The sequence below is a fragment of the Micromonospora sp. NPDC047740 genome, assembly GCF_043204735.1.
Classification (GTDB): domain Bacteria; phylum Actinomycetota; class Actinomycetes; order Mycobacteriales; family Micromonosporaceae; genus Micromonospora.
The window spans coordinates 1-12,652 of sequence record NZ_JBIDCT010000014.1; the positions used below are offsets into that span (position 1 = coordinate 1).

11 protein-coding genes and 1 pseudogene are annotated in these 12,652 nt (G+C 68.3%); 3 read left to right on the plus strand and 9 right to left on the minus strand.

Features of this window, described 5'->3' with window-relative positions; all coding sequences use genetic code 11:
- Positions 1–92 precede the first annotated feature (92 nt).
- From ACGF4F_RS24665 to ACGF4F_RS24680, 4 genes are all read right to left on the minus strand, one after another.
- On the minus strand, positions 93–593 hold the full coding sequence (locus ACGF4F_RS24665) for a hypothetical protein (RefSeq protein ID WP_393080616.1): 501 nt from the start codon (positions 591–593) through the stop codon (positions 93–95).
- Between the two features lie 96 nt (positions 594–689).
- The gene (locus tag ACGF4F_RS24670) at positions 690–1,976 is read right to left on the minus strand and encodes a hypothetical protein (RefSeq protein WP_393080619.1); all 1,287 of its coding nucleotides are present in this window, start codon (positions 1,974–1,976) and stop codon (positions 690–692) included.
- A gap of 274 nt (positions 1,977–2,250) precedes the next feature.
- Positions 2,251–3,747, minus strand: coding sequence for a helix-turn-helix domain-containing protein (locus ACGF4F_RS24675; protein WP_393080622.1), 1,497 nt, complete (start codon positions 3,745–3,747; stop codon positions 2,251–2,253).
- Between the two features lie 274 nt (positions 3,748–4,021).
- Positions 4,022–6,175, minus strand: a complete 2,154-nt coding sequence (locus tag ACGF4F_RS24680; protein ID WP_393080625.1) for an MMPL family transporter — start codon at positions 6,173–6,175, stop codon at positions 4,022–4,024.
- 389 nt (positions 6,176–6,564) lie between these two features.
- On the opposite strand from ACGF4F_RS24680, the gene ACGF4F_RS24685 reads away from it, so the two are divergent.
- Both ACGF4F_RS24685 and ACGF4F_RS24690 read left to right on the plus strand, forming a co-directional pair.
- Positions 6,565–6,975: a spore-associated protein A gene (locus ACGF4F_RS24685; RefSeq protein ID WP_073832998.1), complete on the plus strand. Its 411-nt coding sequence runs from the start codon at positions 6,565–6,567 to the stop codon at positions 6,973–6,975.
- Positions 6,976–7,008: 33 nt separating this feature from the next.
- A complete protein-coding gene (locus ACGF4F_RS24690) occupies positions 7,009–7,422 on the plus strand; it encodes a spore-associated protein A (protein WP_073832997.1) in 414 nt (137 codons plus the stop codon).
- A gap of 131 nt (positions 7,423–7,553) precedes the next feature.
- On the opposite strand, the gene ACGF4F_RS24695 is transcribed toward ACGF4F_RS24690, so the two are convergent.
- Positions 7,554–8,507 (minus strand): NBR1-Ig-like domain-containing protein, encoded by a 954-nt coding sequence (locus tag ACGF4F_RS24695; protein WP_393080629.1) that lies wholly within the window; start codon positions 8,505–8,507, stop codon positions 7,554–7,556.
- Positions 8,508–8,785: 278 nt separating this feature from the next.
- Here ACGF4F_RS24695 and ACGF4F_RS24700 point away from each other — a divergent pair, with 278 nt between their 5' ends.
- On the plus strand, positions 8,786–9,610 hold the full coding sequence (locus ACGF4F_RS24700; protein WP_393080632.1) for a hypothetical protein: 825 nt from the start codon (positions 8,786–8,788) through the stop codon (positions 9,608–9,610).
- Positions 9,611–9,677: 67 nt separating this feature from the next.
- Here ACGF4F_RS24700 and ACGF4F_RS24705 read toward each other — a convergent pair whose 3' ends face one another.
- From ACGF4F_RS24705 to ACGF4F_RS24720, 4 genes and pseudogenes are all read right to left on the minus strand, one after another.
- Positions 9,678–10,016 carry a zinc ribbon domain-containing protein gene (locus tag ACGF4F_RS24705; protein WP_393080635.1) on the minus strand — a complete coding sequence of 113 codons (339 nt, stop codon included), beginning with the start codon at positions 10,014–10,016 and terminating at the stop codon, positions 9,678–9,680.
- 377 nt (positions 10,017–10,393) lie between these two features.
- Entirely contained in the window at positions 10,394–11,344 is a 951-nt protein-coding gene (locus ACGF4F_RS24710; protein WP_393080638.1) for a DUF6528 family protein, read from the minus strand.
- A 143-nt stretch (positions 11,345–11,487) separates the two neighbouring features.
- On the minus strand, positions 11,488–12,117 hold the full coding sequence (locus ACGF4F_RS24715) for a hypothetical protein (RefSeq protein WP_393080641.1): 630 nt from the start codon (positions 12,115–12,117) through the stop codon (positions 11,488–11,490).
- Positions 12,114–12,640: pseudogene (locus ACGF4F_RS24720) on the minus strand (IS607 family transposase); the annotation flags it as partial. The gene ACGF4F_RS24715 and the pseudogene ACGF4F_RS24720, both read right to left, overlap by 4 nt.
- Positions 12,641–12,652 lie beyond the last annotated feature (12 nt).

Consider the following 12,652-nt stretch of genomic DNA (forward strand, 5'->3'; position numbering starts at 1 on the left):
CACACAACCGTCCATGATCGACGGTGGCTGCCCTCGTTCCCGCGCCGCATCACGCCACAGCTCAGCCAAGGTCAACATCCCCGGCTGGAGTACTAGTTGTTGGAGAACGACCCCAACCAGTCGAGGCGATAATCAGTGGAGTCAATGCGATATCCACCGTAGACATGCTTCGCGGAGTCTTCCACCCAGTCAAAGTTGCACTCGGCCCACGTGCCGGCTCCGTGGGGGTTACGGCAATACCGGTCATTGACCGAGCCTGCCCCGGTGAAGACGTTCCCCAATGCCGAATGGCCGTCGCTGGCGCCGTCAAACACATAGACCTTGTCGCCGGTGAATTGGATGCAGACCCTGGTGTAGTGGCGGTCGGCAGGAGCCTCCTCGCACCAACTAAGCAGCAGGGGAGGGTCCACCTTGACTCCGGTCTGGCACGAGACGTCGGGCCGGGAGCACTTGTCGAGGTAGGTGCCGTCGGCCGCCCAGCTCGCTGACGGCAAGCCGAAGACCGCGGTGCCGACGGCAACAGCACCCACCGCGAAACGAGATACTGCGCTGCCTCCGGCGGCGGACGGGGTGAGCCATTGCTTCACGGACATGGTGCTCCTTCTCTTACTGCTCCGGCCTGGCCGTTGTGGCCAGGCGACTACTTCCGAGGGAATTCAGCTCTCCCTCGGTCGGCCATATCGGATAGGTCAGCCGATCTCGGCGAGCGGGACGGCGAAGACCGCGCGCCGGTCGATGAGGTTGCCGGCACCGTCGTACGCGTGCTCGGTCGCGGTCCAGAGCTTTCCGGCGCTGATCCCGGCGCCGTGCTCGTGGTAGAGGTCCTCGCCACCGATCGCCCAACTGTTGGCGACCACCGTCGAGCCGGGCAGCCCGGTATTCATGAAGCTGTGCTGGTACAGCGAGCTGCGCCCGAGGTAGTAGCGCCCCTGCCAGGTCTGCACGCCCTGGACGTTGCTCTTCGGCACGGTCACCGCGTCCCGTGGCACCGCCTTACCGGACGTGAGCACCAGCTTGCGGGTGTCCGACACGACGTCGTAGCGCACCACCCGGCCCCCGTCGATCGCCGGGTCCGTGCTGCGGCCGTCGCGGTACTCGCCGACGACCAAGGTGTCCGGCGTGGTGCTGCGGTCCAGTGAGATCGACGAGAAGCACAGCTGGTCCGGCTGCGGGGTACACGGCGAGTTCCGGACGGCCTGCTGATACGACGCCACCTGCGGGACCACGTACTGGTACGTGTGCGCGTAGTAGGTACCACTGTGCCGGCCGATCAGGTCCTGGCTCGCGTCGACTTCGAGGATTCGATCCATGTCGAACACTCGGAGGCCCTTCGCCGAGTCCGCCACGTACAGGTAGTGGCCGAGCCAAGCGAGGCCACCGGCGTGGATCGGCACCGCCGTGTAGTTCGGCGTCACCGTCCGCGTCGGCTCGACCAACAACACGTGCCGGTACTTGCCGGTGGTCAAGTCGACGAGCGTCACCCGGACGCCCTTGTCCACGGTGGTGCCGGCGACGGACTTGTCGTAGTGCCAGCTCACGGCGAGGAACCGCTTGGTGCCCCAGAGCCCGTCGTCGTCCGCGTCGGACGACCCGGTCACCCCCTGCGGCATCCAGTACGTCGCCTTGCTGTCGCCGGGGTCCCAGCAGAACGATTCGGTGCTGCGCAGGATCTGGTCCGGGGAGAGCGGGTAGTCAGTGCGGGCGTAGTACTCCGGTAACGCGCCGCGCTGGCTCGCGTTGCACGCCGCCGTGGACCGGTTCGCGGCGTCGAGCACCGCGGTCACCGACCGGCGGGTGCCCAACTCGTTCTGCAGTGCCACCGCGTACGCCTCGAGGCTCCAGTCCGAAGTGAGGGTGAACGCGGTGGTGCTGCGGGGGTTGATCTGGTCGTCCGCCGCGCTCGCTGGCGAGGACACCGCCATCGCCGCGGCGAGCGCCGCGATCAGTGCGATCGCCGACCGTACGCATCTCGTCATACGGGCTCCCATGAAGTCGATACCTGAATGCGTCAAGGTGTACCGGCCAAGGGATTGCGACGGGTTATGCCATCGCCTCCGGTGGAAACGATTTTGCCGATCGCCGAATGCCCGTCGGATTGGTTTTCCTTGACGGAGACGTATTCGCCGTCGCCTTTGACGCGGACCTGTGTACGGTGGGAGTCGTCATGTCTTTCAAGGACCGCATCCTCTCTGGATCTGGTGCGATCTCATCCGCACACGAAGCACGCTATGGCCCGGCATCTTGCCGGAGCTACCGTGCACGATGCTCAATTTCCTCATCAGGTTGTGCACGGTGCCCGCTCACGGCGCGGAGGGCGTGGACGAGGTCGTTGATGCCCGACCCGGTCGTCAGCAGGTCGCGGTTGAGCGAACGCTCGGCGACGCGCAGGTGCGCCCGGACGGTGTTGCGGCTCAGGCCCAGCTGCGCGGCGGTCTGCTGGGCGTCGGTGTTGGCCTCGATCCAGGACCGCACGGTGCGGTGCACGCCACGATGCTCGGCGTCGCGCAGGGGCCGGAGGAAGGTTTCCGCCCACGTCGTCGCGGGCCGGCTGCCGAGCAGTTCACCCAGGCTCGGCGTGGCCTGCTGGGTGGCTGGCGGGTCGGGCTGGAGGCCGCTGTGGAGACTGCTGAGCGACAGCGCCAGGTCGAGCGTGGCGCGGGCCTGGACGTCACTGAGGTCGAGCCCCAGCGCCTCCTCCGCCCGCCGGCAGTGCGCGGCGACGGTGTTACGGCCGATGTTCAGCAAACGTGCCACTGCCGAGCGCGGGAACGTCAGAGCCAGGCGGGTGATGTCCAGGGTGAGCTTCGGGACGGCATGCAGGGGCGCCACATACGTGCGGGCCCACACGACCGCTGCCTGGCGGGGCAGCAGGTGCACCAGCGAGGGCTGGCCGCGGTAGGCGGCCATGCGTTTCGGGGAGTTACGCGCGACGGCCAAGGCGTGCAGGGCCTCGCCATAGGCGGCGGCCGTGGCGTCAAGCGGGTGGAGCCTGCTGGCCCCGAGCGCGTACGACGAGTTCTCCCTGACTAGGCGCCGTAGCACCGAATCCAGGTCGAGGTGCCCGTCGGCGCCGGAGTTCTCGGCGATCGGGCAGATCAGGTGCTCCCTGAATGACGGGCAGTGCACCATCAGGCCCGGGCCGTGGTAACCGGAGGTGTCCTGGTAGGCGCGGGCGAGCCGGTCACGGTCGGCGGGAGGGCAGTGCAGCAGGTACACCCGCACCCGCTCGTCACCCAGCAGCGGGGGCACGTCACTGGCGGTCATCCGCCTGGCGAGGGCGACATCCCCCGCCATCAACGCGCTCAGCACGGCGAACCGCAGCTGCCGCGCTTTCTCCTCGTACCCGCGCAAGCTGTCGTCGGCGGCCAGTGCCCGCCCCAGAAGCTCCACCAGCCCCCCGGCCCGCGACGCCAACGCCGCAGCCTCACGCGACAGCTCCACGCCGCTGACCGTGACCAGGACCGGACGAGGCACCCGCTCCCCGAATGCCTCGAGATGCACGTGCGCTCCGCCGACCTGCGTCGTGACCGCGGCCAACCGCCCCACGGCCAAGCGCCGCAACTGCTCATCGAGCGCGGCGAGGATCGTCCGGCGGAACCCGGCGGTCGCCGCCTCGACCGTGGACGTGCCACCGACCCAGGCAACCTCTGCCCCGATCCGCCGCCCCAGCCAGTGCAGGACCTCCCCCAGCGACCCCTGCCGCCGCACCACCCGCAAGAGCTCATCAAGCTCCTCGACCCACCCCAAAGGCCCCACGATCCGACCTCCCGATCCAAGCCGACAACGTCAGCATTCTGGTGGGTATGGGATCTAACGGTGTTTCCGGCCTGACCCAGTGGACGTTGTGCCTGGTGAGGAGTGCCGTGATGACCACGACAATGAACGATGCGACCAACCGGAAGGCCAGGGCCGACCAGTAGGCGGAAACGAAGGCCGGCGCCGGCCGTACCGAAGCGATACGGCCGGCGCCGCAGGGCGAGTGGTCAAATTGTGGCGGGCTTCCCGCCGCCGCGCACCCCCGCTACGCCTCCGCCACGGTCACCGGCTCCGGTGCAGCGTGCCGGCCGCGCGTCGGCCGCTGGTCGCCGTGGCCCGGCCACCACGCCTTGTGTCCGATCAGCGCGGTGAGGGCGGGGACGAAGAACATGGACATGACGAACGCCGACAGCACGATGCCGATCGCCACCGCGAAGCCCATCTGCTGCAGGAACGAGATCGGCGCGAGCATCAGCACCCCGAACGTCCCGGCGAGGATCAGGCCCGCCGCGGCGACCGTCGGGCCGGCGTGTTCCACGCCGATGGCGGCGGCCTCGTGTGGTTCGTTGCCCTCTCGCGCCTCCTCACGTAGTCGAGCGATCATCAAAATGTTGTAGTCGGTGCCGATCGCCACCACGAAGAGGTAGAGGATGATCGGCAGTTGGAACGTGACCCCGGGCTTGTCCTGCAGGCCTTGGAAGAGGTAGACCGTGGCGCCCAGGGTGGCGGCGAAGTTGAGCAGCACCGCGATCACGAGGTAGATCGGCGCGACGAGGCTGCGCAGCAGCAGGGCGAGGATGAGCGCGATCAGGCCGGCCGCCACCGGCAGGATCACCGACAGGTCCCGGTTGTTCGCCGAGTTGATGTCCGCGAAGATCGCGGTGGTGCCGCCGACCAGCGCCCGGGTGCCGGGCGGGGCCGCCTTGTGCACGGCGTCACGCAGGTCGTCACGGACCAGGGTGATCGCCTTGTTGGAGACCGGGTTCTCATTAAGCAGCAGGTTGACCCGGGCCACGCTCGGGTCGCTGCTGCGCTCCGGCGGCTGCACCCGGCCAACTCCCGGGGCGCCCGCCGCGGCCGCCGCGAAGTCGCTGATCTGTTGCTCGGTCAGCGGCGACCCGTTGCCGGTGGTCAGGTAGACCTCGGTGGGGGCGAGCGCACCAGCGGCGAACCCGCGCTGCAGGTCCGCGGCGGCCTTCGCCGACTCGGTGTCCTGCGGGAAGCCGGCGCTGAAGTCGTAGTCGGCCTTGTAGCCGAGCACGCCTGCGGCGAGCGCGACCAGCAACGCGCCGGACGCTGCCGCGACGAGCGCCGGCCGGCGTCCGATCGCGGTCCCGAGTCGGTGGGACATGGTGGCCTTGGGGGCACGCTGCCAGGCCTTGGACGGCCAGAAGACGTACCGGCCGAGCAGCGACACGACGGCCGGAATGAGGGTGAGGGAGGTGACCAGCATGACGCCGACGGCGATCGCGAGCGCCGGGCCGAGCGACCCGAAGAAGCCCAGGGAGGCCAGGAGCAGCACGAGGAACGCGACGATGACCGCTCCCGCGGCCGAGGTGATGACCTCACCGACCCGCTCGACGGAAACGACCATGGCGGTGCGCTTGTCGTCACCGGCACGTAGCCGCTCGCGGTAGCGGAAGAGCAGGAACAGGATGTAGTCGGTGCCGATGCCAAACAGCACGATCAGCAGCACCGTCTGCAGATCCTGACTCACATTTAGATCGAACGCCTTGCCCGCCGCGGCGACGAGCCCGCTCGTGACGGCCATGACCCCACTGATGACCACCACGGGCAGCAGCGCGGCGATGGGGCTGCGGAAGATGATCAGGATCAGTCCGATGATCAGGATGATCGTCGCGACGCCGACCACGGCGAAGGCCTTGTTGAAGGTGTCCTGGTTGTCGACGAAGCTCGCCACGTCGCCGGCCACCCCCGCGCTCAGCCCACTGCCCGCCAGCTCCGGGCCGATGGCCGCCCGCAGGTCGCGTACGGCGTCGAGCAGCGCCGGGTCGTCCGGGGCGACCGACGTGAGGCCGACGTTCACCACCTGCACCGACTTGTCCGGCGCCACGGCCGGCGGGCCGGTCAGGTAGCCGGTGGTGTGCGCGATGTTCCGGGCCTTGAGCGACTGGGCGAGCTGGCCCACCTTCGCCTCGTCGGCCGGCGTGAGCGGCTGCCCGTCGGCGCGTTTGACCACGATGATCGCCGTCGCGGTGGCCTGCTGCGGAAACGCCTTCTTCCCGAGTTCGGTGGCCTGCACCGACTCGTACGAGTGCGGCAGGAAGCTTTCCTGATCGGCGGAGGTGATGTCGCTCAGCGACGGTGTGGTGAAGACGATGGCGGCTGCCGCGAGCAGCCAGCCGCCGATCACCCACCACGCTCTGCGTACGACGAATCTGCCCAGCCGCTCGAACATGATTACCCCCGTTTGTGTGGCATCACCGATGCCTGAGGCCTGGGGCGCTCTTGTGCGCCCGCCCGTCACCCGCCGGACAGCCTCGACTACCCCCTGTCACACCATAGCGCTGGCTGTCACTCCTTTCGGATGGCGCGACGGGCAGGATCAGGCCTTTTGAGTTTTCTTCGAGAGGTATCCGGAGTCGGGCGCCCGATCCGGCCGCGTCCATGCTTGCCGAGCGCCACCCGCTCCCGCGCCGTGCGCCGCTCCGCCTCGACCAAGCCGCTGACCTGGCGATTATTTCTCCGAATAGTCCACTGGAAGATCACTGGACGAAGATCGCTTGGTGCCGGCCCGCGCCGCCTGGCAGCGTCATTCGCGGCAATCCACAGTAGAAAGGGAACTTCGTGCGCATTTCGAAGAAGATCGCCGCGCTGGGACTCACGGCAGCCGCCGCGACGGCGGGAGCCCTGGTCAACGCCTCACCCGCCTACGCCGCGCTCTACGGCGGGCAGTGCGGCTCCGGCTACGGCGTGGTCAACCTGATCGACCTTCCCGACCTCCGCGGCACGGTGTACCTGACCTACAGCTCCTCCACCGGGAAGAACTGCGTCGTCACCATCCGGGAGAAGCCGGGGACCGCCACGCTCATGGAGGCGTACCTCCGCCGTTCCGGCACCTCCACCTGGCAGAAGGACAGCGGCAACTACACGACCTACGCGGGACCGGTCTACGTGTCGGCGGCCGGCTCGTGCGTCGACTGGGGCGGCACCATCGGGACGGCCTCCAAGACCCGCACCGGCACCAACTGCGGCTGACCCGACCACCAGCAAGCACCGGAGGACAGTGCAATGAAGCTCGTCAAGACCACCGCCGCAACCGTCGCCCTGACCGCCACCGCGATGGCCGGAGCCCTGGCCGCAGCGACCCCGGCGTACGCAGCCACCTACGCGGGCGAGTGCGGGTCCGGCTACAGCGTCGTGAACTCCGCCCCGATCGGCACCAAGGGAACGGTGTTCCTCACCTACAGCTCGTCCACGGGCAAGAACTGCGCGATCGCCAAGCGGAACACCGCCGGCTCGGCCGTGCTCATCGAGGTGGGCCTGGGCATCAACCCGGTCGGCAGCCACTGGCCGGCATACGAGGGCAACTACTTCACGTCCTACGCCGGCCCGGTCTACCTGTCGGCGGCGGGCAAGTGCGTGGACTGGATGGGCCGCATCAGCGGCACCGAGGGCGGCAAGCGCGGTACCAACTGCGGCTGACCCATCCGGACGGGGACGCGGAGCCCTGCCGGTGCGATGCGGCACCGGCAGGGCTTCGCCGCCTCACCGTGCGGTTCGTGGCTGACTGGACCGATGGGGTGAGAAGGAAGCCGTGCAGGTCGGCGCGGAACCTACGAGCCGCCGACCCGTACGTCCAGGAAGACCGGACGCTTGAGCGGGAAATACATTCGCCCGTCCTCGTCGGCCATCTTCCAGTAGATCTTGCAGCTTCCGGGCTCGCCGGGGGTCCGGACGGATACCGCGATGTCCACGGTCTCTCCCGGCATTGTCTGCGGGATGGCGACCGCCACCGGCGCCTGGCACGGTGTTTCGTTGACCCGCGCCAGAGAGCGGTTGGCCCAGACCACCGTCCCCGTGTTGCGGATCCGCCAGATCTTCGTGAACGACGTGTTCGGCGGCACCAGAGTCCCGTCGGGATAGGTGATGTCGCCCTCGAACCGAGAGTCGTCATGGTCGGGTGGAGCGACGACCGCGCGTGTCACGCTGCCGTCGCTCTCAACTCTCCGCCGATCTAGGACGACGAAGGTGACCCCGGCACCGGTGAGCGCAGCCATGGTCGCAGCCACGCCGGCGATGCCGATGTGCCGGCGGGCGCGCAACCGGGGTGGTGAAGGCTCGACGGCGGCCGGAGCCGCCCGTCCACGGCCGCGCTCGGCGTTGTCGCCGGTTCGGTCGGTCTCCCCGGTCCGCTCTGTCTCCTCGACCTCGCTGGTCTCGGGTTGCGGCGTCTCCTGGACGGCCGGGGGTGCCTCCGATGCCGCAGGCCGCTCCGGCACCGCGCCGGCCGTCGACGCGGTGCCCGCCGAATGCCCGGCAGCCTTGGCCTGCATCCAGCGCTCCCGCCACTCCTGCTCGGTGTCCACCGGGTCGTGGCCCAGCCGGTCGACGGCGAGCACTCGCACGAACTCCCATGTCATCTCCCAACTGGGAAGCCTCCGGCCCCGGGCCGCGGCGGCCAGCGACGACCTCGAGGCAGCCGCGCCCAGGCGCACCGACATCTCCTCGTACGAGGGATTGCCCGCCTCCTGCTTCAACCGCAACAGGCGGTCGGCGAAGGCGCCCACCAGGCCCGAATCCGGATCGGGACGTGTCGATCGTCGCCCCCGCCGTCGCGGTACCCGATGCTGACCTTGCGTTTCTCTTTCCATTCCCCCACCTCGTCAGAACCGACCACGCACGCGCGGCCGCGCATCCGGCGCATGGGGACCATATCCGCGTATATCTACTTACGGGCCGCCGACCCTCCCGCCGCCGGGGCCGTCCCGAGTTGACCGTTTGGGATAGCGTGTCGTCCGTCTCTGGGGGCGACCCCCAGAATCCTTCGGGGGAAAGAAGCTGTCACGTGTCACTGTGGAAGAAGACGACTGTTCTGGCGGTCTCCGCCCTGACGGCGCTCGCGGTGACTGCTTGCGCGAAGCCGGGCTCCCCGAACGCGCCGAAGCAGCCGAGCGTGCTGGAACTGCTCGCCAGTGATCTCAAGGGTTCGTTGCAGAAGACGATTGAGACCACGGACAAGGCCGATTCCGTGGCCGTGACGGCGGAGGGCACGGCGGCGGGCCAGAAGGTCTCGATGCAGGGTGTCATGGACCTGGGCAACCCGGTCAAGCTCGAGATGTCGACAACGGGCCCCGATGGCACCCCGGTGATCGTCCGAATGATCGGCGCGGTGTGCTACGTCGAAGTGCCGGAGGCGCAACGCTCGGCCCTGGGTGGGAAGCGCTGGATGAAGCTGGACCTGTCCGCCATGGGCGCCCAAGCGGGGATGGACTTCTCCAAGCAGTTCGAGGACATGGACCCGACCAAGCAGGTCAAGACGCTGCTCGCCACCGAGGGAGTCACCGTCGTCGGTGAGGAAACGGTAAACGGGGCGAGGACGGTCCACTACACCCTCACCACTCCGGTGGCGACCTACCTCGGGCAACTCGACGCCGAGACGCGGGCAAGTGTCGAGGAGCAAATGGCCAAGCAGGGCGTCAAGGAGATCACGATCGAGCTCTGGGTCGACGAGCAGTACCAGCCGCGCCGGGTGCACATGATCATGGGCGTGATGTACGACCTGACGGTCAACTACACCGACTACGGCAAGCCGGTGAACATCGAGACGCCGCCCGCGGCGGAGACCGGCGACCTCGCCGAGATGCTGAAGGGCCTGCCCATCGGCAACTGACCAGAGCCAGGAAGCTGCCCGGCCGGTGACCTCATCACCGGGTAGCGCCGCCTCAGGGACCTGCTTCCTACTCGTTGCTCATTGCTGAGTGGTTCGGATGTTTCGCTCTCGGCCCAGCGGTGGCTGGGCTGGAGTCCTGGACCGGCAGTCTGGTCCGGTGGCGATCGATCCGGTCCTGCAGGATCTGCTTCACCACCTGGTGTGGGGTGCGCAGGGCGACGTCGGGGTCGCCGGCTCGGTGCAGGATGTTGATCGCGGCGTTCACGTCAGCCTGCCACACCACCCCGCACCGGGTGCAGTAAGACCTGTCCCCGCTACGGCGGCCGAAGACGCCGCAGCGGTGGCAGGTTTGTGAGATGTAGGCGGCGTTGACAGGAACATGCGCAGAACCTCTACGCTCCGACACGCTTTTCAGCGCCTCCGCGGTGACCCCTTTGGTCCACGCCGCGAGACGCGAGGACCACCGCGTTGGTGACCATCTTCCACTCCCACCGGTGGGTGGAGCCTGCTACCGAGAGGCGGTCAGGCTCAGTCGGCGCCAGAATTCGTCCTCGCCGATCGGTTCAAGCGCCCGCAGAGTCACCGGGATGTCGAACACGAGCAGGTGTGCGCGGTGCTCGCTGCGCTTGCGGTCGCGAGTGACGATGCCGCACAGGGCTCCGGCACCGGAAAGCCTCCAGGGCTTGATCGACCTCGGCGCCGTTGCGTGCGAAGGCGGTGTCTCTGATCATTACGGCACACCGGGGCCGGCGGCGGGCACCCGCCACCGGCCCCGGGGCGTGGCTACCGGTAGCTCCAGACCACCGGCCGGGCCTTGTAGATCGCCGCCCCGGAGAGGTAGCGGTTGCCGACGTAGGAACCGTTCAGCCGGTACAGCCAGACGTTGCCGTCGCCGTACGTGTCATCCTTGGTGTTCTTGCCCGTGACCCGGGTCGTAAAGACCAGTCCGCCGGAGTGGTTACCAACACTCTTGATCTTGTCTGTGTCGATATATCCGGGTGCCCGCTGGAATCGGTTGCGGTTGATGTCGTACCGGTAGACGTGGCTGGTGTTGCTCACCCACAGGTTGGCGGAGGTGCCGTAGACCGGTGACAGGTCGTGCACGTTCCCGGTGACCGTCCGGCAGGCAGCGTTGGTGAGTTTAGGAGCGGTGGCCGTGCCGCTCACCTTGTAGCTGCACAGCCGGGTGCCGCCGGCGGCCCAGAGGCGCTTGATGGCGCTGTCCCAGTAGACGGCATGCGCCTTGGCGAACGCCTTCGTGGCGGCCGGGCTCGTCCGGCCCTTGCCGTAGAGGGTGAGCTTGCCGGGGTCGGAGGAGGCGACTACGACAGCGCCGTTGGGCAGCAGCTCGATGGCGTGCGGGTTGCCGCCCGGCGTGACCTGGTACCGCACCTTGCGGGTAGCGTAGTCGACGATCCCGGCCCGGCCGCCGGAGGCGGCCACCAGGACCACGTACCGCGAGCCCTGCTTGCGGAACTTGACGTCGGAGAGGTTCTTCCAGCCGCTGCCGGCGGGTCGCTTCCACGACCACTGGGCCGACCCGGCTGTCCACCGGCTGGCGCCGGCGCTGAAGATCCTGACCCCGTACCGCTGGTCGACCACCGCGACCCGGTCGCTGGCCGCCTGCGCGCCGGTCGGCGCGACCAACACTCCCACCATGCCCACCGTCGCCGCGCCGAGGGTTGCGCCGACCAGGCGCCACCGCCGTCGCGTCTTGTCTGCCGATCGCATCATCGTCATAAACCTCCCGTGTGACGAGCCCCGTTGGGGGCGTTGACGGGTGCGGCCCACCTAATGCAGCCGATCCGCACCACGACTGATGGTGTTCGAACGTATGCGGTTGGTGACGATCTGGCAATGGGCGGCAGGCCGGAAGGTCAGGGCCCGGCAGCGCTCCCTCCAGCTGTGACTGACACGACGTGAGAGACCACTGCCGCCAGCCCAGCCCGGCCCACACGGTGGCGACGTGGTCGTCGCGGACCGCCCAGTAGTCCTCGAGTGCGGCGTCCTGGATCTGACGCCAGCCCCTGCCCATCAACGGCGGTGTTGTACTTGTCGGCGCGCACCACGATCTGATCATGCGTGCGGTTACGGCCCCGCTTCCAATGCTTGCGCATCTGCCGAGCCAGGAACGGATCCCCAGCCCATCGGTCGGCCTTCAACGCGGTGAACATCGGCTTGCGCTCGGCCGGATCGTTGGTGCGCCGAGAGATCGCCCGCCGGACGTCAACCTTGGCCGCCTCCATGTTCGCTCCGATGTCGGCCATGGCGTCGCGGACGGTTTCCTTCCACGCATTCGCCAACACACCAAACCGGGCGTGTGTGCCGTCGGCCAGCCACCGGTCCCGCACCTGCCGGTCCCGCAACCCAGACCCGACACCGAGAATCGAGCCGTAACGCTGCCACACCTCACTACGTACCCGACCCAACCGGCGGGCCAGCTCCACCAGAGCGGCGTACTTGCCAGGATTCAGTCGGGCCGAGTAGGCGATCCGGGTGACCTTCACCGGTCACCCTCCATGGCCAAGTCCGCCCTTTCCAACTCCTTCTCGTAGCGGCGCAGCCCGTACAGCCGGCACGAGAAGGAGCCGACGACGGCCAGGAAGTCCTCGACCATCTCCCGCTGCGGGGACAGCGACTCCTGGTTCGCGACGACGATCTCGCAGCCACCGCGCGCCGCCACATGCTCCACCAGGTCGAACCCGAACCGGGCCAACCGGTCCTGGTGCGCCACCACCAGCGTGGCGACCTCACCCCGGTCGACCGCGTCCATCAACGCCAGGAACTTCTCCCGGCGCAGATCCAACCCGCCGCCGACCTCGCTGACCCACTCATCCACGGCCAGACCGCGAGCGAGGCAGAACTGCTGCATCGCCGCCACCTGCGACGCCAAATCCGACTTCAGGCCCGGCGACGACACCCGGCAGTACACCACCACCTTCCGCCGCCCGGCGTCAAACCCGGCTGCAGCACCCGGCGCACATCCGAATCGTCGAAATACCGCTGCCCCGACGGCAAACGACGAGCCACCCACGACCGTCA

What these genes read in the sequence shown, in the direction of transcription:
- ACGF4F_RS24670 (WP_393080619.1), bottom strand. Translation starts at nt 1,976, where the DNA reads ATGACGAGATGCGTACGGTCGGCGATCGCACTGATCGCGGCGCTCGCC.
- ACGF4F_RS24710 (WP_393080638.1), bottom strand. Translation starts at nt 11,344, where the DNA reads ATGATGCGATCGGCAGACAAGACGCGACGGCGGTGGCGCCTGGTCGGC.
- ACGF4F_RS24690 (WP_073832997.1), top strand. Translation starts at nt 7,009, where the DNA reads ATGAAGCTCGTCAAGACCACCGCCGCAACCGTCGCCCTGACCGCCACC.
- ACGF4F_RS24680 (WP_393080625.1), bottom strand. Translation starts at nt 6,175, where the DNA reads ATGTTCGAGCGGCTGGGCAGATTCGTCGTACGCAGAGCGTGGTGGGTG.
- ACGF4F_RS24665 (WP_393080616.1), bottom strand. Translation starts at nt 593, where the DNA reads ATGTCCGTGAAGCAATGGCTCACCCCGTCCGCCGCCGGAGGCAGCGCA.